Annotated in this window: 26 protein-coding genes, 1 other RNA gene and 1 other annotated feature; of the genes, 13 read left to right on the forward strand and 14 right to left on the reverse strand. The window is 50.4% G+C overall.

Annotated features, from left to right (window positions below):
* Positions 1 to 394 precede the first annotated feature (394 nt).
* The 3 genes from clpB to rluD form a co-directional block, all read right to left on the reverse strand.
* Positions 395 to 2968, reverse strand: coding sequence for an ATP-dependent chaperone ClpB (clpB, locus tag AAIG39_RS24650; RefSeq protein ID WP_249573135.1), 2574 nt, complete (start codon positions 2966 to 2968; stop codon positions 395 to 397).
* A gap of 129 nt (positions 2969 to 3097) precedes the next feature.
* On the reverse strand, positions 3098 to 3829 hold the full coding sequence (gene yfiH, locus AAIG39_RS24655; RefSeq protein ID WP_249573136.1) for a purine nucleoside phosphorylase YfiH: 732 nt from the start codon (positions 3827 to 3829) through the stop codon (positions 3098 to 3100).
* The gene (gene rluD, locus AAIG39_RS24660; RefSeq protein ID WP_039077551.1) at positions 3826 to 4806 is read right to left on the reverse strand and encodes a 23S rRNA pseudouridine(1911/1915/1917) synthase RluD; all 981 of its coding nucleotides are present in this window, start codon (positions 4804 to 4806) and stop codon (positions 3826 to 3828) included. The genes yfiH and rluD overlap by 4 nt, the downstream gene beginning before the upstream one ends.
* 130 nt (positions 4807 to 4936) lie before the next feature.
* On the opposite strand from rluD, the gene bamD reads away from it, so the two are divergent.
* The 4 genes from bamD to pheA all read left to right on the forward strand — a co-directional run bounded on the left by bamD (position 4937) and on the right by pheA (position 7686).
* A complete protein-coding gene (gene bamD / locus AAIG39_RS24665) occupies positions 4937 to 5674 on the forward strand; it encodes an outer membrane protein assembly factor BamD (RefSeq protein ID WP_047369219.1) in 738 nt (245 codons plus the stop codon).
* Positions 5675 to 5940: 266 nt separating this feature from the next.
* Positions 5941 to 6273 (forward strand): ribosome-associated translation inhibitor RaiA, encoded by a 333-nt coding sequence (gene raiA, locus AAIG39_RS24670; protein WP_047369218.1) that lies wholly within the window; start codon positions 5941 to 5943, stop codon positions 6271 to 6273.
* Positions 6274 to 6377: 104 nt separating this feature from the next.
* Positions 6378 to 6503: a sequence feature (Phe leader region), on the forward strand.
* Positions 6379 to 6426: a pheA operon leader peptide PheL gene (pheL, locus tag AAIG39_RS24675; RefSeq protein WP_139223083.1), complete on the forward strand. Its 48-nt coding sequence runs from the start codon at positions 6379 to 6381 to the stop codon at positions 6424 to 6426. It overlaps the preceding feature by 48 nt.
* 22 nt (positions 6504 to 6525) lie before the next feature.
* Positions 6526 to 7686 (forward strand): bifunctional chorismate mutase/prephenate dehydratase, encoded by a 1161-nt coding sequence (gene pheA / locus AAIG39_RS24680; RefSeq protein ID WP_090088919.1) that lies wholly within the window; start codon positions 6526 to 6528, stop codon positions 7684 to 7686.
* On the opposite strand, the gene AAIG39_RS24685 is transcribed toward pheA, so the two are convergent.
* The 8 genes from AAIG39_RS24685 to ffh form a co-directional block, all read right to left on the reverse strand.
* On the reverse strand, positions 7683 to 8555 hold the full coding sequence (locus AAIG39_RS24685; RefSeq protein ID WP_249573137.1) for an SMP-30/gluconolactonase/LRE family protein: 873 nt from the start codon (positions 8553 to 8555) through the stop codon (positions 7683 to 7685). The genes pheA and AAIG39_RS24685 overlap by 4 nt on opposite strands.
* 67 nt (positions 8556 to 8622) lie before the next feature.
* Positions 8623 to 9744, reverse strand: coding sequence for a bifunctional chorismate mutase/prephenate dehydrogenase (gene tyrA, locus AAIG39_RS24690; protein ID WP_343194953.1), 1122 nt, complete (start codon positions 9742 to 9744; stop codon positions 8623 to 8625).
* 9 nt (positions 9745 to 9753) lie between these two features.
* Positions 9754 to 10824 carry a 3-deoxy-7-phosphoheptulonate synthase AroF gene (aroF, locus tag AAIG39_RS24695; RefSeq protein WP_249573138.1) on the reverse strand — a complete coding sequence of 357 codons (1071 nt, stop codon included), beginning with the start codon at positions 10822 to 10824 and terminating at the stop codon, positions 9754 to 9756.
* 470 nt (positions 10825 to 11294) lie between these two features.
* Positions 11295 to 11642, reverse strand: a complete 348-nt coding sequence (gene rplS / locus AAIG39_RS24700) for a 50S ribosomal protein L19 (protein ID WP_002914145.1) — start codon at positions 11640 to 11642, stop codon at positions 11295 to 11297.
* 39 nt (positions 11643 to 11681) lie between these two features.
* Complete coding sequence (trmD, locus tag AAIG39_RS24705) at positions 11682 to 12449, reverse strand: tRNA (guanosine(37)-N1)-methyltransferase TrmD (protein WP_090088915.1); 768 nt, start codon at positions 12447 to 12449, stop codon at positions 11682 to 11684.
* A 30-nt stretch (positions 12450 to 12479) separates the two neighbouring features.
* Positions 12480 to 13028, reverse strand: coding sequence for a ribosome maturation factor RimM (gene rimM, locus AAIG39_RS24710; protein ID WP_047369183.1), 549 nt, complete (start codon positions 13026 to 13028; stop codon positions 12480 to 12482).
* An 18-nt stretch (positions 13029 to 13046) separates the two neighbouring features.
* On the reverse strand, positions 13047 to 13295 hold the full coding sequence (gene rpsP / locus AAIG39_RS24715; RefSeq protein ID WP_039077560.1) for a 30S ribosomal protein S16: 249 nt from the start codon (positions 13293 to 13295) through the stop codon (positions 13047 to 13049).
* Positions 13296 to 13547: 252 nt separating this feature from the next.
* Positions 13548 to 14909: a signal recognition particle protein gene (gene ffh, locus AAIG39_RS24720; RefSeq protein ID WP_249573139.1), complete on the reverse strand. Its 1362-nt coding sequence runs from the start codon at positions 14907 to 14909 to the stop codon at positions 13548 to 13550.
* A 168-nt stretch (positions 14910 to 15077) separates the two neighbouring features.
* Here ffh and AAIG39_RS24725 point away from each other — a divergent pair, with 168 nt between their 5' ends.
* Complete coding sequence (locus AAIG39_RS24725) at positions 15078 to 15866, forward strand: cytochrome C assembly family protein (RefSeq protein WP_090088912.1); 789 nt, start codon at positions 15078 to 15080, stop codon at positions 15864 to 15866.
* A gap of 13 nt (positions 15867 to 15879) precedes the next feature.
* Positions 15880 to 17166 carry an HlyC/CorC family transporter gene (locus AAIG39_RS24730; RefSeq protein ID WP_090088910.1) on the forward strand — a complete coding sequence of 429 codons (1287 nt, stop codon included), beginning with the start codon at positions 15880 to 15882 and terminating at the stop codon, positions 17164 to 17166.
* Positions 17167 to 17212: 46 nt separating this feature from the next.
* Here AAIG39_RS24730 and grpE read toward each other — a convergent pair whose 3' ends face one another.
* Positions 17213 to 17806 (reverse strand): nucleotide exchange factor GrpE, encoded by a 594-nt coding sequence (gene grpE / locus AAIG39_RS24735; RefSeq protein ID WP_047369179.1) that lies wholly within the window; start codon positions 17804 to 17806, stop codon positions 17213 to 17215.
* Positions 17807 to 17928: 122 nt separating this feature from the next.
* On the opposite strand from grpE, the gene nadK reads away from it, so the two are divergent.
* From nadK to AAIG39_RS24755, 4 genes are all read left to right on the forward strand, one after another.
* The gene (gene nadK, locus AAIG39_RS24740; RefSeq protein ID WP_090088909.1) at positions 17929 to 18807 is read left to right on the forward strand and encodes an NAD(+) kinase; all 879 of its coding nucleotides are present in this window, start codon (positions 17929 to 17931) and stop codon (positions 18805 to 18807) included.
* A gap of 86 nt (positions 18808 to 18893) precedes the next feature.
* Positions 18894 to 20555, forward strand: a complete 1662-nt coding sequence (recN, locus tag AAIG39_RS24745) for a DNA repair protein RecN (protein ID WP_343194954.1) — start codon at positions 18894 to 18896, stop codon at positions 20553 to 20555.
* Positions 20556 to 20703: 148 nt separating this feature from the next.
* Positions 20704 to 21045 carry an outer membrane protein assembly factor BamE gene (gene bamE / locus AAIG39_RS24750; protein ID WP_090088907.1) on the forward strand — a complete coding sequence of 114 codons (342 nt, stop codon included), beginning with the start codon at positions 20704 to 20706 and terminating at the stop codon, positions 21043 to 21045.
* Between the two features lie 57 nt (positions 21046 to 21102).
* On the forward strand, positions 21103 to 21618 hold the full coding sequence (locus AAIG39_RS24755; RefSeq protein WP_343194956.1) for a ClbS/DfsB family four-helix bundle protein: 516 nt from the start codon (positions 21103 to 21105) through the stop codon (positions 21616 to 21618).
* A 6-nt stretch (positions 21619 to 21624) separates the two neighbouring features.
* Here the strand turns inward: AAIG39_RS24755 and AAIG39_RS24760 are convergent, their stop codons facing one another.
* Positions 21625 to 21915 (reverse strand): RnfH family protein, encoded by a 291-nt coding sequence (locus AAIG39_RS24760; protein WP_090088905.1) that lies wholly within the window; start codon positions 21913 to 21915, stop codon positions 21625 to 21627.
* The gene (locus AAIG39_RS24765; protein ID WP_249573143.1) at positions 21905 to 22342 is read right to left on the reverse strand and encodes a type II toxin-antitoxin system RatA family toxin; all 438 of its coding nucleotides are present in this window, start codon (positions 22340 to 22342) and stop codon (positions 21905 to 21907) included. The genes AAIG39_RS24760 and AAIG39_RS24765 overlap by 11 nt, the downstream gene beginning before the upstream one ends.
* 157 nt (positions 22343 to 22499) lie before the next feature.
* Here AAIG39_RS24765 and smpB point away from each other — a divergent pair, with 157 nt between their 5' ends.
* From smpB to AAIG39_RS24780, 3 genes are all read left to right on the forward strand, one after another.
* Positions 22500 to 22982, forward strand: coding sequence for an SsrA-binding protein SmpB (smpB, locus tag AAIG39_RS24770; RefSeq protein WP_039077570.1), 483 nt, complete (start codon positions 22500 to 22502; stop codon positions 22980 to 22982).
* A 293-nt stretch (positions 22983 to 23275) separates the two neighbouring features.
* Positions 23276 to 23638: a transfer-messenger RNA gene (ssrA, locus tag AAIG39_RS24775) on the forward strand.
* Positions 23639 to 23804: 166 nt separating this feature from the next.
* Positions 23805 to 24990 (forward strand): integrase domain-containing protein (locus tag AAIG39_RS24780; RefSeq protein WP_343194955.1); only part of this gene is annotated, 1186 nt, incomplete at its 3' end.

The raw sequence follows: 24990 nt of genomic DNA on the forward strand, positions 1-24990 counted from the left end.
GTATTCATTTAGTGTCCGAGGACATCAAGAATCCATGTCACTTTGAGTGCCCACACAGATTGTCTGATAAATTGTTAAAGAGCAGTTGCGACGCGCCTTAGCGCTCTGTCGCGAGGTGGCGTATATTACGCTTTCCTCTTTCAGAGTCAAGCGTTTATTTTCGCTTTTCTCTGCCGGAACTCTCAGGAGAACCCCGCTGACCCGGCGGCTTGTCTGCCGTTGTTCCGTGTCAGTGGAGGCGCATTATAGGGAGTTCCTGTGAAGTGACAAGTATAAAATTCAAAAAAATTATCGTTTGCTCACTTTCCAGGCAAAACGGATATTGAAAGGCAATTCTTGCCTGGTTTTTAAACAAAAACGAGCCCCTGGGGGCTCGTTTTTACTGTTTTGTGACTTACTGCACTGCCACAATACGATCGTCTTTCACAACTAACTGAATTATTTTGCCCGGAATAAGTTCGCCAGACAAAATTTGCTGCGCCAGCGGGTTTTCGATCTGCTGTTGAATCGCACGTTTCAAAGGTCGTGCACCATACACCGGATCAAAACCATTCTCGCTCAGCAGTTTCAAGGCTTCATCAGAAAGGCTAACTTCATAACCGCGCTCTTCCAGACGTTTGTACAAACGCTGCAATTGAATTTGAGCAATAGAAGCGATGTGTTTTTCACCAAGCGGATGGAATACCACTACTTCATCTATACGGTTGATGAATTCCGGACGGAAGCTATGGCTAACCACACCTAACACAAGCTCTTTCATGTGGCCGTAATCCAGTTCGCCAAAACGCTCCTGAATTAAATCCGAGCCCAGGTTAGAAGTCATGATGACAACCGTGTTACGGAAGTCCACCGTTCTCCCCTGCCCGTCGGTCAGGCGACCATCATCCAGCACCTGCAACAAAATGTTGAACACATCCGGGTGCGCCTTCTCAATCTCATCGAGCAAAATGACAGAGTAAGGACGGCGGCGAACTGCTTCAGTCAGATAGCCCCCTTCTTCATACCCGACATATCCCGGAGGAGCACCAACGAGACGCGATACCGAGTGTTTCTCCATAAACTCAGACATATCGATACGAACCATGGCGTCATCGCTATCAAACATAAAGTTAGCCAGCGATTTACACAGCTCGGTTTTCCCTACCCCGGTCGGACCAAGGAATAAGAAAGAGCCAATTGGCCGATTCGGATCGGACAACCCGGCACGGCTACGGCGGATGGCATTCGATACAGCTTCAACAGCTTCATCCTGGCCAATCACACGCTGATGCAGTTCTTGCTCCATACGCAGCAGTTTTTCGCGTTCGCCTTCCATCATTCTGGAAACCGGAATACCGGTCCAGCGAGCCAGCACTTCGGCAATTTCTGCATCCGTCACTTTATTACGTAACAGACGCATCGTTTTACCTTCAGACTGAGTGGCCGCTTCCAGTTGTTTTTCCAGTTCCGGGATCTTGCCGTACTGCAACTCAGACATCCGCGCCAGATCACCAACACGACGCGCCTGCTCAATAGCAATTTTCGCCTGCTCAAGCTCGGCCTTAATCGTTTGAGTTCCGGAAAGCGAGGCTTTCTCCGCCTTCCACTCTTCTTCTAATGTGGAATACTGCCGCTCTTTATCAGAAAGCTCATCGTTGAGCATCTCCAGACGTTTTTTACTGGCATCATCCGATTCTTTCAGTAGCGCCTGCTGTTCCAGTTTGAGCTGGATAATACGGCGATCCAGTCTGTCCAGCTCTTCCGGCTTAGAATCAATCTGCATACGGATGCTGGACGCCGCTTCATCGATCAGATCGATAGCTTTATCCGGCAGCTGGCGGTCAGCAATATAGCGATGCGATAAAGTCGCAGCCGCCACGATAGCCGGGTCAGTAATCTGTACGTGATGATGCAACTCATAACGTTCTTTCAGGCCACGCAGAATTGCAATGGTGTCTTCAACCGAAGGTTCCGCAACAAACACTTTCTGGAAGCGACGTTCCAGTGCCGCGTCTTTTTCAATGTACTGACGATACTCATCAAGCGTCGTTGCCCCTACGCAGTGAAGCTCACCACGTGCCAGCGCCGGTTTCAGCATGTTCCCGGCATCCATCGCGCCGTCTGCTTTTCCCGCCCCCACCATGGTGTGCAATTCATCAATAAAGAGAATGACGTTACCTTCCTGTTTGGAGAGGTCGTTAAGCACACCTTTTAAACGCTCTTCAAATTCACCACGATATTTCGCCCCGGCCACCAGCGACCCCATGTCCAGCGCCAGTACCCGACGGCCTTTTAAACCCTCCGGGACTTCACCGTTAACAATACGCTGTGCCAGCCCTTCAACAATCGCTGTTTTACCGACACCCGGTTCCCCAATAAGGACAGGGTTGTTTTTAGTACGGCGTTGCAATACCTGAATGGTACGGCGAATTTCTTCATCACGCCCGATAACCGGATCGAGCTTGCCTTGTTCAGCACGCTCGGTCAGATCGACCGTGTATTTTTTCAAGGCCTGACGTTGATCTTCGGCCCCTTGATCGTTCACGTTGTCACCTCCACGCATTTGATCAATTGCCTGAGTCACATTTGCCATCGTCGCACCGGCTGATTTCAGCAGGTCAGCAAGCGAACCATGTGATTCAAGCGCCGCCAGAATAAAAAGCTCTGACGAAATAAAGTTGTCCCCTCTTTTCTGCGCCAGCTTGTCGCAGAGATTCAGCACTCGCATGAGGTCTTGTGAAGGCTGTACATCGCCACCGGTGCCCTCCACCTGCGGCAAACGGCTTAACGCCTGCTCAACAGCCGTACGCAATTGCCCGGCGTTAACGCCAGCAGATGTTAATAAAGGACGTACCGATCCCCCTTCCTGATTTAGCAAGGCGCTCATTAAATGAAGAGGTTCGATGAATTGGTTGTCGTGCCCCAGTGCAAGCGACTGAGCATCGGCAAGAGCAAGCTGGAATTTATTGGTAAGACGATCCAGACGCATAACTCCCCCCATAACAGGTCAAAATTGCTACTGGAGATTAAATGAGGTCATCCCTCAATTATTCAAGGTGAATGACCTGAATTATGCGAAAAGAAAGTTACCCGTACCGGATCGTCTTGATTCGTTAGGTTATATCAGCCAAATGAAACTTGCCATACGGCCCGTGACCTTGTCGCGACGATATGAGAAAAAATCATCCTTTTGGCTGAAGGTGCAGTGATCGCCACCGAAAACTTGCGTCACTCCGACGCTTGTCAGGCGCTGACGGGCGAGGGTGTAGATATCCGCGTAATATTTTTCCCCTAACGGACGAAACGCCCTCTCTGCGATAGTTTCAACTGCCATAAAAGCATCGCGCACTTCCGGGCCGACCTCAAAAGCATCAGGCCCAATAGCCGGGCCCAGCCAGGCAAGAATATTTTCGGGTTTATCAGCAAAGCAGGCGACGGTCTCTTCCAGCACACCCGCACAGAGACCACGCCAACCCGCGTGAGCCGCAGCCACTTCAGTACCATCACGATTGCAAAAAAGCACGGGCAGGCAGTCTGCGGTCATCACTGCACAAACGGCCCCTGGCGTATTGCTGTACGACGCATCGGCACGCTTACTGGCGTAAGACTCACCGGTAAGTTTCAGGACATTCTTACCGTGAACCTGTTCAAGCCAGACCGGTTTCGACGGCAGCTGACCTGCCGCAAACATCCGTTTACGATTCTCCTCAACATGCGTGAGGTCATCACCACAGTGCGCGCCCAAATTGAGCGAGTCATAAGGTGGCAGACTCACCCCACCGATACGTGTAGAACTACATGCCGCTACGCCTGAGGGCAGCGGCCAGTCAGGGACAATCAGTTTGGTCATAACCAGGCCACATCATCCTTATGGGTTTCGAAGTCGGCACGCATGGCATCAATCAGATCGATCATGTCCTGAGGGATTGGCGCATGCCATTCCATCTCAATGCCGGTGATCGGATGGTAGAGACGTAACATCGTTGCATGCAGCGCTTGTCTGTCGAACTTACGCAGCGCAGCAATAAATTCGTCCGATGCGCCTTTCGGTGGACGTGGACGACCACCATAGAGTTGATCACCTACCAGCGGATGCGTGATGTGTGCCATATGAACGCGGATTTGGTGGGTACGCCCCGTTTCCAGACGCAAACGCAGGCGCGTATGAATACGGAAATGTTCCATAATGCGGTAGTGCGTCACAGCCGGTTTACCCATCGGGTGTACAGACATATGCGTACGTTTGGTCGGGTGGCGACTAATAGGTTCTTCAACCGTGCCCCCCGAAGTCATGTGACCGATCGCCACCGCTTCATATTCGCGGGTAATCTCGCGCAGTTGCAAAGATTCCACCAGGCGCGTCTGTGCCGGAACTGTTTTTGCCACAACCATCAGACCGGTCGTGTCTTTGTCCAGACGGTGAACAATCCCGGCGCGCGGAACATCAGCGATAGGGGGATAATAATGCAATAACGCATTAAGTACCGTCCCGTCCGGGTTACCGGCCCCCGGGTGAACCACTAAATCGCGCGGTTTGTTGATAACAATAATGTCGTCATCTTCATAGACGATATTAAGCGGGATATCCTGCGGTTCGAAACGCGCCTCTTCTTCAATCTCAGCGTTAATAGCAACGCTTTCTCCACCCAATACTTTTTCTTTGGGCTTGTCACACATTTTGCCGTTGACCAGTACTTTCTGGTCAAGAATCCATTCTTTTATGCGCGAACGTGAATAATCCGGGAACAATTCGGCCAAAGCCTGATCTAAGCGTTGACCGAGTTGATTTTCGGTAACCGTTGCGGTGAGTTGTACTCGTTGTGCCATATACAGCTTCTTCGTTAACGTTGGGTTTTACGGCTTTGCCGTTTAATATAGTGTGCTATTGTAGCTGGTCTTAGTCGGGAGCAGGAAAGACAATCTCCCGCATACACATTCTGAGGAAAGTCTAATCGTCATGACGCGCATGAAATATCTGGTGGCAGCCGCCACGTTGAGCCTGGCTTTGGCGGGTTGCTCCGGTTCAAAGGAAGTGGTGCCTGATAATCCGCCAAATGAAATCTACGCGACTGCCCAGCAAAAACTGCAAGACGGTAACTGGAAGGCAGCCATAACGCAACTGGAAGCGTTGGATAACCGTTATCCGTTCGGACCTTACTCACAGCAGGTGCAGCTGGATCTGATCTACGCTTATTACAAAAATGCCGATCTCCCGCTGGCTCAAGCCGCAATCGACCGTTTTATACGCCTGAACCCAACCCATCCTAACATTGATTATGTCATGTATATGCGTGGTCTTACTAACATGGCGTTAGATGACAGCGCGTTGCAGGGATTCTTTGGCGTTGATCGCAGCGATCGCGATCCGCAACATGCGCGTGAAGCATTTAAAGATTTCTCTAAATTGGTTCGTGGCTACCCACGTAGTCAATACGTTACTGATGCAACCAAACGTCTGGTTTTCCTGAAAGACCGCCTTGCGAAGTATGAATACTCTGTTGCTGAGTACTACACTAAGCGCGGTGCATGGGTCGCAGTGGTCAATCGTGTTGAAGGTATGATGCGTGACTTCCCGGATACCAAAGCAACGCGCGATGCGCTTCCGCTGATGGAAAATGCATACCGTGAAATGCAGATGACCGCTCAGGCCGACAAAGTGGCAAAAATTATTGCCAGCAACGGTCAAAGCAGTTGAGTCATTCTAAAACGCAAAACGGCAGCCACGAGCTGCCGTTTTTTATGCCTGAAAGGCAGAGCTGAAGCGGTTTAGCTTCAAGTCATCCTATCAACTATGACGGGTAATCCGGACTTCGACAAGTAATATTTGCCCTCTTCCTGTCCTGCCTCACAAAACATTGCCCTTGACAAAAAGTGACAAAATAATGTGATTTAAATCACACATTTTGACATTAGCCGAGGTATGCTGGAATCACCAAGACGGAAAGACAAGAGGTAAAATTTATGACAGTGAACATTACCAGCAAACAAATGGAAATCACCCCAGCAATTCGCCAACATGTCGCAGACCGTCTCGCCAAACTGGATAAATGGCAAACACATCTTATTAATCCACATATCATCCTGTCGAAAGAACCGCAGGGCTTCATCGCAGATGCCACTATTAATACGCCAAACGGACATCTGGTCGCCAGTGCCAAACATGAAGATATGTATACCGCTATTAACGATTTGATCAACAAGCTGGAACGGCAGCTCAATAAAGTGCAGCACAAGGGTGAAGCGCGTCGCGCCACGACTTCGGTGAAAGACGCGGACTTCGTTGAAGAAGAATAACCTTACAGTATTGAGTTAATCAGCAACGCGCCTTCGGGCGCGTTTTTTATTGACAGAGAGAAAACAGTACGGGTACTTTAGTCTGACACTCAAAAGGAAATTTTCATGAAATATGTTCCGTTCTTCTTCGCATTCTTTTTTACCTTCCCCTGACAGGGAGGCGATTCGTTTTGTGATAAAGAATGCGAAGACGAACAACAAGGCCTCCCACTCCGGGAGGCCTTTTTTATTGATAACAATTAAGGCAACAACATGACAGCGGATAACCCTTTACTGGATTTACGTGTAAAAATAAGCGCCCTGGATGAGCAGTTACTTTCCCTGTTAGCCGAGCGGCGTCAACTGGCAGTCGAAGTGGGCAAAGCTAAACTGGCTTCACACCGTCCCGTACGGGACATTGATCGCGAACGCGACCTGCTGGAACGCCTCATTCAGTTAGGTAAAACGCATCATCTCGACGCCCATTACATTACTCGCCTGTTCCAGCTCATTATTGAAGATTCCGTTCTTACCCAGCAGGCACTACTTCAGCAGCATCTAAACAAAATTAATCCACATTCAGCCCGAATCGCATTCCTCGGCCCGAAAGGTTCGTACTCCCATCTTGCTGCGCGCCAGTACGCTGCTCGTCATTTCGAGCATTTTATTGAGAGCGGCTGCCTTAAATTTCACGATATCTTTAATCAGGTTGAAACCGGCCAGGCTGATTACGCCGTCGTGCCGCTGGAGAACACCAGTTCCGGTGCAATAAATGACGTTTACGATTTGCTTCAGCACACCAGCCTGTCGATTGTGGGTGAACTGACGGTGCCAATTGACCACTGCGTACTGGTCTCCGGCTCAACCGATCTGGATAAAATCAAGACCGTTTACAGTCACCCGCAACCTTTCCAGCAATGTAGCCAGTTTTTAAATCGCTATCCGCACTGGAAAATTGAATACTGCGAAAGCACCTCTTCCGCTATGGAGCGCGTGGCGCAGGAAAACTCCCCGCACGTGGCCGCGTTGGGTAATGAAGCCGGTGGTGCGCTGTATGGATTACAGGTACTGGAGCGCAATCTGGCAAACCAAACGCAGAATATCACTCGCTTTGTGGTACTCGCCCGTAAAGCGATTGATGTCTCCGATCAGGTCCCGGCCAAGACCACATTACTGATTGCAACCGGCCAACAAGCCGGTGCGCTGGTTGAAGCATTACTGGTGCTGCGTAATCACAACCTGATCATGACCAAACTCGAATCGCGACCGATTCACGGCAACCCATGGGAAGAGATGTTCTACCTGGATATTCAGGCGAACTTACACGCTTTAGATGTGCAAAAGGCCCTTCGCGAGCTGACATCTATTACCCGCTCGCTTAAGGTTCTGGGCTGTTATCCAAGCGAAAACGTCGTGCCCGTCGATCCGGCTTAACGCTCTATAAAGGGTGATTTCTTCATTCCTGCCACTTCCACCGGCAGGGTGAAGATCGCCCCCGAAAGAGGATAATCCGCTACCTCCTGCGCATCCATATTCTCCCGTGTGGTCGTAATAAAAAGCGTTTTCATATCGGCTCCGCCAAAGCAGACCATTGTCGGGCAGCGTACCGGCAGACGATACTCCACCAGTTGCTCTCCCCGCGGCGAATATCGTGCAATGCGCCAGCCATCAAACATAGCACTCCAGTAACAGCCTTCAACATCCATTGCCGCACCGTCAGGGATCCCTTCACCGGGTTGAAAACGCCGGAAGACTTCGCGCGCACCAGGCTCCCCCTGCTCATTGAGCGGCGTTCGATAGATAACTCCATTTGGTGTATCAGAGGTAAACATCCATTGTTTGTCGTGGCTGAACGCAAGACCGTTATGGCCCTGGATATCACACTGGATGACAGTGGGTTTAAGATCATTATCAATACGCATCAGTAGCGCACCGTTGTAATCGCCCGGGCCCCAGAATGTTCCCGCATAGAAACGACCAAGATGATCAGTACCACCGTCGTTAAAGCGCGCCAGTTGCGGGTTTGACGGGTTATCACACACTTTCTGGATCAGTAGCCCTCGCTTATCGGCGAGCCAGATAGCGTTACGCATCGCGACAATAAAACCGCCCTTCTCTCTCAATGCAAAGCAACCAACCTCCTCGGGAAAACAAAGCACCGTATGTTCACCGGTGGCAGGATGGTAGCGATGGATCTCACCTTCAAGAATATCGGCCCACCAGAGCGCCTGTTCCTCTTCACTCCATGTCGGGCATTCCGGCAGGTGGCCGGTATAATCAAACAGCAGTTGCGGTTCAGCCATATCTGTCCCTTACAAAGAAAAAAGCCAGCGGTATACCACTGGCTTTTCAGTATAAACGGCTTTTTATTTATTGGCGGCTGTCATTCGCCTGGCGAAGTAAGACACGGCTTTCACTCTGGAAACGTTTAGCATAATCGCCGAACCAGTGCTCGACCTTACGGAAGCTGTCAATAAATGCCTGCTTGTCACCGTGTTCCAGCAGACTAATCGCCTCGCCGAAACGTTGATAGTAGCGCTTGATAAGCGCCAGGTTATTCTCCGACGACATAATAATATCGGCATAGAGTTGCGGATCCTGCGCGAACAAGCGGCCAACCATCGCCAGTTCAAGGCGATAAATAGGCGACGAGAGTGCCAGTAACTGCTCAAGCTGAACATTCTCTTCTGCCAGATGCAACCCATAAGCAAAGGTAGCAAAATGGCGTAACGCCTGAATAAACGCCATATTCTGGTCATGTTCTACGGCGCTGATACGGTGCAAGCGTGCGCCCCATACCTGAATTTGTTCCAGGAACCATTGATAAGCATCCGGGTTTCGACCATCACACCACACGACAACCTGTTTCGCCAGGCTACCGCTGTCAGGACCAAACATCGGGTGCAAACCGACAACAGGCCCTTTATGGGCTTCCAGCATCGCCTGCAACGGACCGCTTTTTACTGACGCCAGGTCGACAAGGATGCAATCGTCCGGTAACGGCGGTAACTGTGCTATAACCTTTTCAGTGATATGAATAGGGACGCTCACAATGACCATCCCCGCATCAGCAACGATACTCTGCGCCTGTGCCCAGTCATCTTTTTCCAGAATACGGACCTGGTAACCTGATAGCGTCAACATTTTGGCAAACAGCTGCCCCATTTGCCCGTTACCACCAACAAGTACTACCGCTCGCAGTGAAGGACACAGGGTTTTGAACCCCTTATCGTTTTCACTGGAATAGGATTCCCGCATAACGCGACGCAGCACATCCTCAATCAAATCCGGCGACACTCCCAGGGCTTCGGCTTCCTGACGACGAGACGCCAGCATTGAGGCTTCGCGTTCCGGAACATAGATCGGCAGACCGTACTTACTTTTTACTTCGCCGACTTCGGCAACCAGTGACATCCGACGAGCCAGTAGTTCCAGTAACGCTTTGTCGACTTCATCAATTTGATCGCGTAACGCGGTCAGCTCTGCAACCATAACACCCTCTTAAGCCAGACGTGCCGTAAGGCTACTGCGCAAGTCATTGCCGATTTCACGCAGCAACGCCTCAGTGGTTTCCCAGCTAATGCAAGCATCGGTGACGGATACACCATATTTCATTTCACTACGCGGCTGCTCGGAAGATTGATTGCCTTCGTGGATATTACTTTCAATCATCAAACCAATGATTGAACGGTTTCCGTCTTTGATCTGCGCAACAACCGACTCAGCCACTGCAGGCTGGCGGCGGTAATCTTTATTCGAATTGCCATGGCTGCAATCTACCATCAGCGCAGGCTTGAGTCCCGCCTGCTCCATCTCTTTTTCACATTGAGCAACATCAGCAGGGCTGTAGTTTGGCGCTTTACCGCCGCGCAGAATCACATGGCCATCAGGATTACCTTGTGTTTGCAGCAGGCAGACCTGTCCGGCCTGGTTAATACCGACAAAACGGTGCGGCATTGCTGCAGCACGCATTGCATTAATCGCCGTTGCCAGGCTACCGTCCGTACCGTTTTTGAAGCCCACAGGCATCGACAAACCGGAGGCCATTTCACGGTGGGTTTGTGACTCGGTCGTGCGTGCGCCAATGGCGGACCAGCTAAACAGGTCCCCCAGGTACTGCGGGCTATTCGGGTCGAGCGCTTCGGTTGCCAACGGCAGCCCCATGTTGACCAGTTCCACCAGCAACTGACGAGCAATTTTCAGCCCTGCCTCAACATCAAACGAGCCATCCATATGGGGATCGTTAATCAACCCTTTCCAGCCAACAGTAGTACGGGGTTTTTCAAAATAGACGCGCATCACCAGATAGAGGCTATCGCTGACCTCTGCGGCAAGTGCTTTAAATCGACGAGCATATTCCAGCGCGGTTTCTGGATCATGAATTGAGCAAGGACCGCAAACCACTAACAAACGCGGATCTTCTCCGGCAATGATGCTGGAAATCGTCTGACGGGACTGCGCGATCTGCGCTTCCTGAGCAATACTCAAAGGGAAAGCGGCTTTCAGTTGATCGGGAGTAATCAGAACTTGTTCGTCGGTAATATGTACGTTATTCAGCGCGTCTTTTTGCATGATGGTGATCCTGTATGACTCGTTTGCGATAGTTATTCCTCAGTGAGGAGGTGACACGATACCATAATCAGTAAAGAATTCAATCCAAAATACGTACATTTATATTTACACATCAATTTAAACCCTCATTTATCGGCATAATAGTGTAAATAATTTATTACATACATATACCCAGAACTCCTGTACGTGCAGAAATTAACTCACAAATTGATGTCTGCGCGAAAATGCCAGGAAGGGAAGGCAATTGTCTTTCTATTGTATGGAGGCCGCGCAGGTTTTCGACGATGAAGCATCTGCCGTTAGTGAACACGCAGAAGATCAAGAACATGATTTAACGGCTGAGATTCTGGATAAACATCGTCATTCATAGTCGGTCAGGTAAATGCAGTTGTTTTAGCCATCTGCAGACCATAAAAAAAGGGCCAGCCCACAGGCCAGCCCTTTTTAACAGGATGTCGCGAAAGCGAATCTTAGTTAAGACGCTCTTTGATACGAGCAGACTTACCAGTGCGCTCACGCAGGTAGTACAGTTTAGCTTTACGTACAGCACCACGACGTTTAACAGCAATGCTGTCAACTACCGGAGAGTGAGTCTGGAAGACACGCTCAACGCCTTCGCCGTTGGAAATTTTACGAACAGTGAATGCAGAGTGCAGACCGCGGTTACGAATAGCGATAACCACGCCCTCGAATGCCTGCAGACGTTTTTTGGAACCTTCAACAACCCATACTTTCACTTCCACGGTATCACCCGGACGGAAGGAAGGTACGTCCTGCTTCATCTGTTCTTGTTCAAGTTGCTTAATAATGTTGCTCATAATTTAATCTCTTATCCTGGGTAAACTGATATCGGGGGCTTACGCCGTCCCATCATGTTTATGTTGCTGTTGTACGTGTTCTTTTTTGAACTCCGCCAGCAACCTTGCTTGCTCTTCAGTCAGAGCCAGGTTTTCCAGAAGTTCAGGTCTTCTAAGCCAGGTGCGGCCCAGCGACTGTTTCAAACGCCAGCGACGTATCTCGGCATGATTTCCCGACAGTAATACTGGCGGTACTTCCATCCCTTCTAACAACTCAGGTCGAGTATAGTGTGGGCAGTCCAGTAATCCATCAGCAAAGGAATCTTCCGTTGCCGAAGCTTCATGTCCCAGCACACCCGGAATAAACCGGGAGACCGAATCAATCAGCGTCATGGCTGGTAACTCACCACCGCTGAGAACGTAATCGCCGATAGACCATTCTTCGTCAATCTCGGTTTGGATTACGCGCTCATCTATCCCTTCGTAGCGCCCGCACACCAGAATCAGTTTCTGATTAGTTGCCAGTTCGCTGACGCCAGCTTGATCAAGCTTACGCCCCTGAGGTGACAGATAAATCACTTTTGCGCCTTCACCGGCCGCATCTTTTGCTGCATGAATGGCGTCCCGTAAAGGTTGCACCATCATTAGCATCCCCGGTCCGCCGCCGTAGGGACGATCGTCCACGGTACGGTGCCGGTCATGAGCAAAGTCACGTGGACTCCAGCTCTGGATGCTCAGCAGGCCATTTTTAACTGCCCGGCCAGTTACCCCGTAGTCGGTAATCGCGCGGAACATTTCAGGAAACAGGCTAATTATGCCAATCCACATAGCGCCGTCTTTTACCGTATATCCGGAGGTTTAAAAACCAGGATCCCAATCTACTTCAATGGTTTGAGTAGCGAGATCGACTTTCTTGATAACCTGCCCATCGAGGAACGGAACCAACCGCTCCTTGATACCAAATGCATCTTTCAGGTTTGCCTTAATGACGAGAACGTCATTCGACCCGGTTTCCATCATATCAATGACTTTACCGAGGCTATAACCTTCGGTGGTCACTACCTGGCAGCCCATCAGGTCTTTCCAGTAGTAGTCACCCTCTTCCAGTTCCGGCAACTGCGATGAATCTACGACAATTTCGCAATTGGTCAGCAGATTCGCTGCATCTCTGTCATCTACACCTTTCAGTTTGATGACAATGTCCTGATTGTGGTAGCGCCAGCTTTCCAGCTCAATGCTCTGCCACTGACCCGCCCGTTCAATAAACCATGGCTGATAGTCAAAAATGCTTTCGGCGTCTTCGGTGGAGGAAAACACTCTGAGCCAACCACGGATACCGTAAGAAGATCCCAGTTTACCCAGAACGATAGGATTAACAGGGCTCTGCGCGGCGTGTTGCTTGCTCATCATGACCACCGTGACAGATTAAGCTGCTTTGTTTACTTCTTTGATCAGCGTAGCTACGCGATCAGAAACGGTAGCGCCCTGGCCAACCCAGTGAGCGATACGATCCAGATCCAGGCGGGTGCCTTCTTCTTTCTCGGACGCGATCGGGTTGAAGAAGCCAACGCGCTCAATGAAGCGACCGTTGCGTGCATTACGGCTGTCGGTGACAACAACCTGGTAGAACGGACGCTTTTTAGCGCCGTGACGTGCTAAACGAATAGTTACCATAACATCCTCTTGTGTGAATAAAACAACCGGGCCCCATCGAGGAACGGAGCCCGGTGTCATATTAAAAGCCCGAAAATTTTACTGATTTCTGGGGAAATTGCAATCAGCAGTTAATAACTCTGCTGTAGAAGGCCGTCGGCAGTGCAGCCAGTTCGGTACCGACGTGTGCGCAGCCACCGGAGCGTACACGTAGTACGTGAGGATGGCGAGCACAGCCCGGTGCCGAAATGGCAAATGGGCCAGGCCGTGAGATTAGCGACCAGGAAAACCTGGCGGCATCATCCCCTTCATACTTCTCATCATCTTCGCCATACCGCCCTTCTTCATCTTTTTCATCATGCGTTGCATGTCATCGAACTGTTTCAGAAGGCGGTTTACGTCTTGTACCTGCATCCCACAGCCTGCAGCAATACGGCGCTTACGGGAGCCTTTGATAATTTCAGGATTCGCGCGCTCTTTAAAGGTCATCGAGTTGATGATTGCTTCCATACGCACCAGCACCTTGTCATCCATCTGCGCTTTCACGTTGTCCGGAATCTGCCCCATGCCCGGCAGCTTGCCCATCAGGCTCGCCATACCACCCATGTTTTTCATCTGACGCAGCTGTTCCAGGAAGTCTGTCAGATCGAAACCGTCGCCTTTTTTCAGTTTGCTGGCCAGCTTCTCGGCCTGGGCGCGATCAACTTTGCTCTCGATATCTTCAATCAGCGACAGGACGTCGCCCATACCGAGGATACGCGAAGCAATACGATCCGGGTGGAACGGCTCCAGCGCTTCGGTCTTTTCGCCGACACCAAGGAACTTGATCGGTTTGCCGGTAATATGGCGAATGGAGAGCGCCGCACCGCCACGGGCGTCACCGTCCACTTTGGTCAATACAACCCCCGTCAACGGCAGCGCTTCGTTAAACGCTTTGGCGGTATTCGCCGCATCCTGACCGGTCATCGCATCAACAACAAACAGGGTTTCTACCGGTTTAATCGCGGCATGTACCTGCTTGATTTCGTCCATCATCGCTTCGTCAACGTGCAGACGACCAGCGGTATCCACCAGCAGCACGTCGTAGAATTTAAGCTTCGCTTCTTTCAGCGCGGCATTGACGATATCCACCGGCTTTTGCGCGACATCAGACGGGAAGAAATCCACTTCAACTTGCTGTGCAAGCGTTTCCAGTTGTTTAATCGCCGCCGGGCGATAAACGTCTGCGGAAACCACCATCACTTTCTTCTTGTGTTTTTCACGCAGGAACTTACCCAGTTTACCCACGCTGGTAGTTTTACCTGCACCCTGCAGGCCCGCCATCAATACAACGGCTGGCGGTTGAGCGGCCAGGTTAAGGCTTTGGTTCTCTTCACCCATCGCCGCAACCAGTTCGTTGCGTACGATTTTGACGAACTCCTGACCGGGAGTCAGGCTCTTATTCACTTCATGACCAACCGCTTTTTCTTTTACGCGGCTGATGAAATCACGCACGACCGGCAAGGCGACGTCCGCCTCCAGCAGCGCCATACGCACTTCGCGTAGTGTGTCTTTAATGTTGTCTTCAGTGAGGCGTCCACGACCACTGATATTGCGCAGGGTGCGCGACAAACGATCGGTTAAATTATCAAACATTGTCTCTCGCCTGAGGTAAAACGATGGGCCGCCTGGGCGACGCATAACAGAAATTTTCGCCAGTATAACATGAAGACATTGGCGATGTATGTGATGCAACGGTTGGAGCCAGAGTCACGTAACGTTATACTGCATCTCTTTCTTCTCAGGTCAACTGTCGACGCCACTATGCCCGTGTTCGCCTTAATTTCTCTTGCCGCCTATTCCATCAGCCTCGCACTGATCGTTCCCGGTTTGCTGCAGAAAAACAGCGGCTGGCGCCGCATGGCGATTTTATCTGCGGTGGTCGCGCTGATGTTTCACGGCTTCGCGCTTAAAGAACGCCTTTTTCCTGACGATGGCGGGCAAAACTTAAGCTTGTTAAATGTTGGTTCACTGGTCAGCTTGATGATCTGTACAGTCATGACCATCGTGGCATCGAAAAACCGCGGCTGGCTGCTGTTGCCCATCGTCTATACTTTTGCGCTCATCAACCTCGCTTTCGCCATTTTTGTGCCGAACGAGTACATCACGCATCTCGAAACCACTCCGGGTATGATGATCCATATCGGGCTGTCACTCTTCTCCTACGCCACACTGATTATTGCAGCGATGTATGCGCTGCAACTGGCGTGGATTGACTATCAACTTAAGAATAAGCGACTGGCATTCAGCAGCGAAATGCCGCCGCTAATGAGCATTGAGCGCAAAATGTTTCATATCACGCAGATTGGCGTGGTTCTGCTGACGTTAACGCTTTGTACAGGTCTTTTCTTTCTCAAGAACCTGTTCAGCATGGAGAATATCGACAAAGCTGTCCTGTCGATCATCGCGTGGTTCGTTTATATCGTATTGCTGTGGGGCCATTACCATAAAGGGTGGCGCGGGCGCCGTGTCGTGTGGTTTAACGTCGCAGGCGCGGGCATTCTCACGCTGGCCTATTTCGGTAGCCGCATTCTGCAGCATATCCTAAGTTAAGAAGGAGTTCCCCCTGGAACACATTTCCACCACGACGCTGATCGTCACCCTGATCATCATGGTGGTGATTTCGGCGTACTTCTCCGGTTCTGAAACCGGCATGATGACCGTTAACCGTTATCGCCTGCGTCATCTGGCAAAGCAGGGGCATCGAAGCGCTAAGCGCGTCGAAAAACTGCTGCGTAAACCCGACCGCCTTATCAGCCTGGTATTGATTGGCAATAATCTTGTCAATATCCTCGCCTCTGCGCTGGGCACCATAGTTGGTATGCGTTTATATGGTAACGCTGGCGTGGCAATAGCAACCGGCGTGCTGACTTTTGTCGTCCTGGTGTTTGCAGAAGTCCTGCCAAAAACTATCGCCGCCCTCTATCCCGAGAAAGTCGCTTTTCCCAGTAGTGTTCTGTTAGTACCGCTGCAGATCATCATGATGCCGCTGGTCTGGCTGCTTAATGGTGTAACGCGGGTTCTGATGCGAATGGTAGGTATTAAGGCTGATGTCGTTATTAGCGGCGCACTTAGCAAAGATGAGTTGCGTACTATCGTGAACGAATCCCGCTCCCAGATTTCCCGACGCAATCAGGATATGCTGCTGTCGATATTGGATCTGGAAAAAGTAAGCGTAAATGACATCATGGTGCCGCGTAGCGAAATCGTCGGTATTGATATCAACGACGACTGGAAGTCGATCGTGCGCCAGCTTACCCACTCGCCGCATGGCCGTATCGTGCTGTATCGGGATTCGCTTGACGATACCATCAGTATGCTACGAGTACGCGAAGCCTACCGTCTGATGACAGAGAAAAAAGAGTTCACCAAAGAGGTCATGTTGCGCGCCGCTGATGAGATTTATTACGTGCCGGAAGGGACACCGCTCAGCATACAACTGGTGAAATTTCAGCGTAATAAAAAGAAAGTCGGCCTGGTTGTGGACGAATACGGTGATATTCAGGGGCTGATTACGGTTGAAGATATTCTCGAAGAGATTGTCGGAGACTTTACGACATCCATGTCACCGTCGCTGGCAGAAGAAGTGACACCGCAGAATGACGGCTCAGTGATTATTGATGGCAGCGCCAATGTACGTGAATTAAATAAAGCCTTTAACTGGCAGTTACCGGAAGCAGAGGCCCGGACGATTAACGGGATGTTACTTGAAGCACTGGAAGAGATCCCGGCAGCCGGAACCCGTGTACGCATTGAGCACTATGATATCGATATTCTTGATGTGCAGGACAACATGATCAAGCAGGTACGCGTTATCCCGGTAAAATCCCTTCGCGACAGTGTGGCGGAATAACGGCTTTAGCCCTCTCCCCGCAGAGAGAGGGCTAATATAAGGGAAATTAACCCTTCGCTTTCGCCACCGTAACCATCGCGGCGCGAATCGTGCGGCCATTGAGGGTAAAGCCTTTTTGCATCACGCCCAGCACGTTGCCCGGCGCCACATCTTCTGACTCCACCATCGCGATTGCCTGATGCACATTCGGATCCAGCGGAACGTTGGTATCGGCCACAACTTCAACACCGAATTTTTTCACCACATCCAGCATAGATTTCAGGGTCAGTTCAATACCTTCGACCATTGAGGACATATCGGCATTGTTCTTATCCGCGACTTCCAGCGCACGATCCAGGCTATCAATCACTGGCAACAGCTCGTTGATGAATTTTTCCAGCGCAAATTTATGCGCCTTTTCAACGTCCAGTTCGGTACGGCGACGCAGGTTTTCCATTTCTGCTTTTACACGCAGAATACCGTCACGCTCACGGTTCTGCGCTTCAATCAGTTGCGCTTCGAGGTTGGCAATCTTCTCATCGCGCGGATCCACCTGCTCAGCAGAAGCGTCTGGTTCAACCGCCTCAATATCTTCGTGCTGATCCATGATAATTTCTTCCGGGGCTTGCCCGTCAGGCGTTTTCTGTTCTTTACTACTCATGAATTTCTCCGCGTTTTTTCGCATTCATCTCGCTAACTTCGCTTATTATGGGGATCAGTTTCCGGGTTTCAAGGGAACGCGACAGATTGTCATCATTCATTTGGCACAAGGACCACCAGAAAATGGCTCATCATTTCAAGTGTATTGGTATTGTCGGTCATCCACGTCACCCCACCGCGCTGACCACACATGAAATGCTCTATCGCTGGCTGTGTACAAAAGGGTATGACGTTGTTGTCGAGCAACAGATTGCACAAGAGTTACAGCTTAAAAACGTGCGTACCGGAACGCTGGCAGAAATTGGTCAGCAGGCGGACCTTGCGGTTGTGGTCGGCGGTGACGGTAATATGCTTGGTGCCGCGCGCACGCTGGCGCGTTACGATATTAAAGTCATTGGCATCAACCGTGGCAATTTGGGCTTTCTTACTGACCTTGACCCCGATAACGCGCAACAGCAGTTAGCTGACGTTCTGGAAGGTTATTATATTGCGGAAAAACGTTTTTTGCTGGAAGTACAAGTCTGCCAGCAGGACTGCCAGAAACGCATCAGCACCGCGATTAATGAAGTCGTTCTCCATCCGGGCAAAGTTGCCCATATGATTGAGTTTGAAGTCTACATTGATGAAATTTTTGCTTTCTCTCAGCGTTCAGACGGCCTGATCATCTCCACGCCTACAGGCTCCACGGCCTACTCGCTGTCGGCGGGCGGCCCTATCCTGACACCTTCCCTGGATGCCATCACGCTGGTGCCTATGTTCCCACATACGCTTTCAGCACGCCCTCTGGTCATTAACAGCAGCAGCACTATTCGCCTGCGTTTCTCACACCGTCGCAGCGATCTGGAGGTGAGTTGTGATAGCCAAATAGCGCTGCCCATCCAGGAAGGTGAAGATGTGCTGATTCGTCGTTGTGACTATCACCTTAATCTGATCCACCCAAAAGATTATAGTTATTTCAATACATTAAGCTCAAAGCTCGGCTGGTCAAAAAAATTATTCTGAAAACGTGGTCCGGGTCTTTACTGTATATAAAACCAGTTTATACTGTATTTAAACACAGTTATGGTTATTCATACAGGAAGGCAACCATGTTGGCACAACTGACTATCAGCAACTTTGCGATTGTTCGTGAGCTTGAGATCGATTTCCATAACGGAATGACGGCAATCACGGGTGAAACCGGGGCAGGTAAATCCATCGCCATTGATGCGCTGGGGCTTTGCCTGGGTGGTCGTGCAGATGCCGACATGGTGCGAGCGGGCGCCGCACGCGCTGACCTGTGCGCGCGTTTTGCCCTGAAAGATACCCCTGCAGCACAACGCTGGCTGGAAGAGAACCAGCTTGAAGACGGGCGTGAGTGTTTACTTCGCCGTGTTATCAGCAGCGACGGGCGCTCTCGTGGTTTTATCAACGGTACGGCAGTTCCTCTCTCGCAATTGCGCGAGCTGGGGCAGTTGCTGATTCAAATCCACGGCCAACACGCGCACCAGCTATTAGTGAAATCGGAGCATCAGAAAGCATTGCTGGATGGCTATGCAGGTGAGTATGCACTTACTCAACAGATGGCAGAACATTATCGCCAGTGGCATACAAGCTGCCGCGAACTGGCACAGCATCAACAGCAAAGCCAGGAACGTACCGCACGTGCCGAGCTACTTCACTATCAGTTAAAAGAGCTTAATGAATTCAATCCGCAGCCGGGCGAATTTGAACAGATTGACGAAGAGTACAAACGCCTCGCCAATAGTGGTCAGTTACTTAGCACCAGTCAGCATGCGCTGACTTTGCTGGCAGACGGCGAAGATGCCAATCTGCAGAGCCAGCTCTATACCGCGCGCCAGATGGTTACCGAACTGGCCGGTATGGACGCCAGCCTGTCCGGTGTCCTCACTATGCTCGAAGAAGCGGCTATTCAGGTCAGCGAGGCCAGCGATGAGTTGCGTCATTACTGCGACCGCCTGGACCTCGATCCGAATCGCTTATATGAGCTTGAGCAGCGTATTTCAAAACAGATTTCACTCGCGCGCAAACACCATGTCAGCCCGGAAGCACTGCCTCAGTTTCATCAGTCGTTGCTGGAAGAACAACAACTGCTTGATGACCAGGCTGACTCCCAGGAAACTCTGAAGCTGGCAGTGGCGAAGCACCATCAACTGGCACTGGAAGCCGCCCGCCAGCTTCATGCTCAGCGGGTACACTACGCGCAAGAACTGGGACAATTGATCACAGACAGCATGCATTTGCTCTCGATGCCTCATGGGGTATTTGATATCGACGTCAGCTTTGACGAGCACATGCTTACGGCAGATGGCGCAGATCGTATTGAGTTCCGCGTTACCACTAACCCAGGCCAACCGTTGCAGCCCATCTCAAAAGTTGCATCTGGCGGTGAATTGTCGCGTATCGCATTAGCCATTCAGGTCATCACCGCCCGGAAAATGGAAACCCCGGCGCTGATTTTCGATGAAGTAGATGTGGGTATCAGCGGCCCAACAGCCGCGGTCGTTGGCAAACTTCTGCGTCAGTTGGGTGAATCTACCCAGGTGATGTGTGTGACTCACCTGCCTCAGGTTGCAGGCTGCGGGCACCATCACTTCTTTGTTAGCAAAGAAACAGACGGCGCAATGACTGAAACACATATGCTGCCTTTGGATAAACGCGCGCGCTTACAGGAACTGGCACGACTGTTAGGCGGTAGTGAAGTCACCCGAAATACACTGGCAAATGCTAAAGAGCTACTCGCTGCGTAAACTTTTTGTCATTAGTACGGTCTCAGTACACGATAAATTCGCCGTCAGACCAGGTAGCAAAGGTTTTAAACTGGCTAAAGGTCTATTATTATCGGCACATTACAAATGAGCCACGTACTGTTCGGGCCCGAAAAGGAATCAAATCATTATGCGCTGTAAAATGCTGACTGCTGCCGCAGCGGTTCTTCTGATGTTGACCGCAGGCTGTTCCACTCTGGAACGAGTGGTTTACCGTCCTGATATCAATCAGGGGAACTACCTGACTCCGAATGACGTTTCTAAAATCCGCGTAGGGATGACGCAACAGCAGGTTGCATATGCATTAGGTACGCCGATGATGACCGATCCATTCGGAAGCAATACCTGGTTCTACGTATTCCGTCAACAGCCGGGACACGAAGATGCAACCCAGCAAACCCTGACTTTGACCTTCAACAGCAGCGGCGTATTAACCAACATTGATAACAAACCCGCACTGACAAAAGAGTAACCGCAGAATCAGAAATGGCGCCCCCGGGCGCCATTTTCATTTAAGGGGATGACAGCGATGGCCGTGCCGGAAAGCAAAGCAGCCTTACTGGAAGAAATGGAAAAGTCAGCACTCTCGCTACGCAAAAAACTCAGCCGCATTCCGGCGGAAATCGCTTATCAGGAATGTCTTGAAGGGCACGTGACCGGTAGCCGAATGAGTGTCGCCAACCTTGTCAGCTATCTGATTGGCTGGGGAGAACAAGTTCTCTACTGGCATCACCAGGAAGCAGCTGGTGAGGAAGTCAATTTTCCGGCAAAAGGCTTTAAATGGAATGAACTAGGGAAGCTTGCGCAAAAATACTACGCCGATTACCAGCATATTACGTCATGGCCGATGTTGCTTGTCATGCTGGAAGAGAATCAACAACAACTGGTGGCTCTGGTGAATGGCTTTAGCGACGACGAATTGTACCACCAACCCTGGTATGGAAAATGGACGCGAGGTCGTATGATTCAGTTCAACAGCGTCTCACCGTACAGGAACGCCAGCGCCAGATTGAATGTCCTGTTAAAAGCACTTACAGCAGCCTGAACAGGCCTATTTCTTCGCCGCTCTCTCCGCGCGCTGCCTGCGCAATTCTTTCGGATCAGCAATCAGGGGGCGATAGATTTCTATCCGGTCGCCATCGGCAACAATATCCTGCAGTTTCGCCGGGCGGCTATAAATGCCAACTTTATTGTGGCTGAGATCGATATCTGTACGTAATTCCAGCAGACCAGAGGCAACAATCGCTTGCTCTATGGTCGCCCCCTCTTCAAGGTTCACCCGCTGCAGGTACTGCTTTTCGGGTAACGCATACGCGACTTCCACCACAATCTTACCCGGCACTGTAGACCTCTTTCGCACGCACGGTAAACGCTTCTACCATATTGGCGGCCAGCTCTTTGAATATGCGCCCAAACGCCAACTCAATCAGTTTATTGGTAAATTCGAAATCAAGGTTAAATTCGATGCGGCAGGCATCCGCTGACAGCGGCGTAAACTTCCAGCCTCCCATCAATCTTTTAAATGGACCATCGACAAGATGCATCAAGATGGTTTGATTTGCCGTTAAGGTGTTTCGCGTTGTGAAAGTTTTGCTGATTCCCGCTTTCGAGACATCCACTGCTGCCGTCATCTGCGTAGGGCCGGACTCCAGCACGCGGCTTCCGGTGCACCCAGGCAGGAACTGTGGATAAGATTTCACATCGTTAACCAATTCATACATTTGTTCTGCGCTGTAAGGCACCAGTGCAGAGCGACTAATCTGAGGCATAGCATTTCCCACAATCACACAATTATTAAATAATAACATTTCCCATACATGAAAGGAAAACGCCAGGCCGGAACTCGTGCTAAGATAACGCGTTGAACCTCACAGGATGCAATGAGGTCTTTTTGGATATCAGATTACCAATGGCTTCACGACACTTATGACAAAGAAAAAAGTACACAAACCCGGTTCCGCCACCATCGCGATGAACAAGCGCGCCCGCCATGAATATTTTATCGAAGAAGAGTTTGAGGCGGGCCTGTCTTTGCAAGGCTGGGAAGTCAAATCCCTGCGTGCGGGCAAAGCCAATATCGGCGACAGCTATGTGATTTTGAAGGATGGCGAAGCATACCTGTTCGGCGCTAACTTCACTCCGCTGGCGGTGGCTTCGAGCCACTATGTTTGCGACCCGACCCGTACACGTAAGCTGCTGCTCAACCAGCGCGAACTGGACAGCCTCTATGGCCGTGTAAACCGCGAAGGTTATACTGTCGTCGCACTTTCGCTATACTGGAAAAATGCCTGGTGCAAAGTCAAAATCGGCGTTGCGAAAGGGAAGAAACAGCACGATAAACGTTCCGATCTTAAAGAGCGTGAATGGCAACTGGATAAAGCCCGCATTATGAAAAACGCAGGCCGCTAGTTGTGTCCACCGGATGCTTCCCTGCGGGAGTGTCCGGGCAAACTAACTTCCCGCAGCGCCTCTCTCACTTTGAGTGCAGAGAAATGTTTGAGCATCATGATTTTTCGTACGTAAATGCCCTTCTCTCATTATATCTCTTCTCTGGATTTCCTCTGCACTTAATCATCTTTATTCATAACCGTTATCAGTGGCGATTGCTCACATTTCAGCCAGGCATCTCTGACCCAAACCGTTACTGCGATATGGACTGGTGTGCTGCCTCATAAATCTGTTATACTCACTACAACACTTTTGGGGCTGATTCTGGATTCGACGGGATTTGCGAAACCCAAGGTGCATGCCGAGGGGCGGTTGGCCTCGTAAAAAGCCGCAAAAAATAGTCGCAAACGACGAAAACTACGCTTTAGCAGCTTAATAACCTGCTCTGAGCCCTCTCTCCCTAGCTTCCGCTCTTAAGACGGGGATCAAAGAGAGGTCAAACCCAAAAGAGATCGCGTGGAGGCCCTGCCTGGGGTTGAAGCGTTAAAACTAATCAGGCTAGTCTGGTAGTGGCGTGTCCGTCCGCAGGTGCCAGGCGAATGTAAAGACTGACTAAGCATGTAGTACCGAGGATGTAGGAATTTCGGACGCGGGTTCAACTCCCGCCAGCTCCACCAATTTTTGATATATTGAAGTTCAGTGAAGTCTATCAAGCCCGCATGGAACCAGCCTTGCGGGCTTTTTTACGTCTATAGTAGTCTACCAAGAATTGCTAGAATCTACTCGTTATGGCACCCTTTTTGGGACCCAACACAAAGGGTCCAAAACATGAGGGTCCCAAACATGGCAAAAATCGCTAAGAAGCTCACTGACACTGAAATCAAAAGCACCAAACCTGCCGAGAAAGAGGTTAACCTTTTTGACGGCGATGGTTTGCTCCTGCGAATCGCCCCCTTGGCGAAGGGAGGAAAGAAAAATTGGTATTTCAGATATGCAGTGCCTGTGACCAAAAAGCGAACTAAGGTGAGCTTAGGAACCTATCCTCACCTTACACTTGCGAAGGCACGAGCTTTACGTGATGAGTATTTGTCGTTGCTTGCAAATGGTATAGACCCACAAGTTCATAACACCCACAAAGCCAATGCCCTTAAGGATGCCACGGAACATACATTTCAAGCAGTAGCCAAGAAGTGGCTTGATGAGAAAGTCAAAACGTCAGGCATCTCCCAGGATCATGCTAACGACATCTGGCGAAGCCTAGAGAGAAATATCTTTCCAACGTTGGGTGATACCCCCATTAAGGAGATTCGCCCTAAAATGCTTAAACAGCATTTAGAACCTATAGAAAAACGAGGTGTCCTTGAAACACTTCGCCGCATCATATCCCGCCTGAATGAAATTTTCCGCTATGCAGCAACAGAAGAACTCATAGAATTCAATCCGGCTGACAACCTGGGGCAACGGTTCAGCAAGCCAAAAAAACAGAATATGCCAGCATTATCCCCTTCCGAACTCCCCCGCTTCCTGGTTGCTCTAAACAATGCTTCTGTCCGTTTAGAAACAAGGCTACTGATTGAGTGGCAACTTCTCACATGGGTTCGCCCTGGTGAAGCTGTTCGCACAAGATGGTCAGATATTGATATAGAAACCGGCATGTGGAACATCCCGGCGGAGTTTATGAAAATGAAGAAACCTCACAAAGTTCCACTGAGCAAAGAAGCTTTGCGAGTCTTGGATTCAATGAAAGCCATCAGCGGGCATAGAGAGTGGGTTTTTCCCAGTATCAAAGCTCCACTCAATCACATGCATGAACAAACAGCTAATGCGGCTATAATCCGTATGGGCTTCGGAGGTGAGCTTGTAGCTCATGGTATGCGATCAATCGCCAGAACGGCTGCTGAGGAGTGTGGCAAGTTTAGAACTGATGTCTTAGAAGCCGCCCTTGCCCACTCGAAAAAAGATGAAATAATTGCAGCCTACAATCGTGCAGAGTATCTCACAGAACGTGTGGTTCTCATGCAATGGTGGA

This window comes from Phytobacter palmae (genome assembly GCF_039409775.1).
In the GTDB taxonomy this organism is placed as follows: domain Bacteria; phylum Pseudomonadota; class Gammaproteobacteria; order Enterobacterales; family Enterobacteriaceae; genus Phytobacter; species Phytobacter palmae.

What these genes read in the sequence shown, in the direction of transcription:
- clpB (WP_249573135.1), bottom strand. Translation starts at nt 2,968, where the DNA reads ATGCGTCTGGATCGTCTTACCAATAAATTCCAGCTTGCTCTTGCCGAT.
- yfiH (WP_249573136.1), bottom strand. Translation starts at nt 3,829, where the DNA reads ATGACCAAACTGATTGTCCCTGACTGGCCGCTGCCCTCAGGCGTAGCG.
- rluD (WP_039077551.1), bottom strand. Translation starts at nt 4,806, where the DNA reads ATGGCACAACGAGTACAACTCACCGCAACGGTTACCGAAAATCAACTC.
- bamD (WP_047369219.1), top strand. Translation starts at nt 4,937, where the DNA reads ATGACGCGCATGAAATATCTGGTGGCAGCCGCCACGTTGAGCCTGGCT.
- raiA (WP_047369218.1), top strand. Translation starts at nt 5,941, where the DNA reads ATGACAGTGAACATTACCAGCAAACAAATGGAAATCACCCCAGCAATT.
- pheA (WP_090088919.1), top strand. Translation starts at nt 6,526, where the DNA reads ATGACAGCGGATAACCCTTTACTGGATTTACGTGTAAAAATAAGCGCC.
- AAIG39_RS24685 (WP_249573137.1), bottom strand. Translation starts at nt 8,555, where the DNA reads ATGGCTGAACCGCAACTGCTGTTTGATTATACCGGCCACCTGCCGGAA.
- tyrA (WP_343194953.1), bottom strand. Translation starts at nt 9,744, where the DNA reads ATGGTTGCAGAGCTGACCGCGTTACGCGATCAAATTGATGAAGTCGAC.
- aroF (WP_249573138.1), bottom strand. Translation starts at nt 10,824, where the DNA reads ATGCAAAAAGACGCGCTGAATAACGTACATATTACCGACGAACAAGTT.
- rplS (WP_002914145.1), bottom strand. Translation starts at nt 11,642, where the DNA reads ATGAGCAACATTATTAAGCAACTTGAACAAGAACAGATGAAGCAGGAC.
- trmD (WP_090088915.1), bottom strand. Translation starts at nt 12,449, where the DNA reads ATGTGGATTGGCATAATTAGCCTGTTTCCTGAAATGTTCCGCGCGATT.
- rimM (WP_047369183.1), bottom strand. Translation starts at nt 13,028, where the DNA reads ATGAGCAAGCAACACGCCGCGCAGAGCCCTGTTAATCCTATCGTTCTG.
- rpsP (WP_039077560.1), bottom strand. Translation starts at nt 13,295, where the DNA reads ATGGTAACTATTCGTTTAGCACGTCACGGCGCTAAAAAGCGTCCGTTC.
- ffh (WP_249573139.1), bottom strand. Translation starts at nt 14,909, where the DNA reads ATGTTTGATAATTTAACCGATCGTTTGTCGCGCACCCTGCGCAATATC.
- AAIG39_RS24725 (WP_090088912.1), top strand. Translation starts at nt 15,078, where the DNA reads ATGCCCGTGTTCGCCTTAATTTCTCTTGCCGCCTATTCCATCAGCCTC.
- grpE (WP_047369179.1), bottom strand. Translation starts at nt 17,806, where the DNA reads ATGAGTAGTAAAGAACAGAAAACGCCTGACGGGCAAGCCCCGGAAGAA.
- nadK (WP_090088909.1), top strand. Translation starts at nt 17,929, where the DNA reads ATGGCTCATCATTTCAAGTGTATTGGTATTGTCGGTCATCCACGTCAC.
- recN (WP_343194954.1), top strand. Translation starts at nt 18,894, where the DNA reads ATGTTGGCACAACTGACTATCAGCAACTTTGCGATTGTTCGTGAGCTT.
- bamE (WP_090088907.1), top strand. Translation starts at nt 20,704, where the DNA reads ATGCGCTGTAAAATGCTGACTGCTGCCGCAGCGGTTCTTCTGATGTTG.
- AAIG39_RS24755 (WP_343194956.1), top strand. Translation starts at nt 21,103, where the DNA reads ATGGCCGTGCCGGAAAGCAAAGCAGCCTTACTGGAAGAAATGGAAAAG.
- AAIG39_RS24765 (WP_249573143.1), bottom strand. Translation starts at nt 22,342, where the DNA reads ATGCCTCAGATTAGTCGCTCTGCACTGGTGCCTTACAGCGCAGAACAA.
- smpB (WP_039077570.1), top strand. Translation starts at nt 22,500, where the DNA reads ATGACAAAGAAAAAAGTACACAAACCCGGTTCCGCCACCATCGCGATG.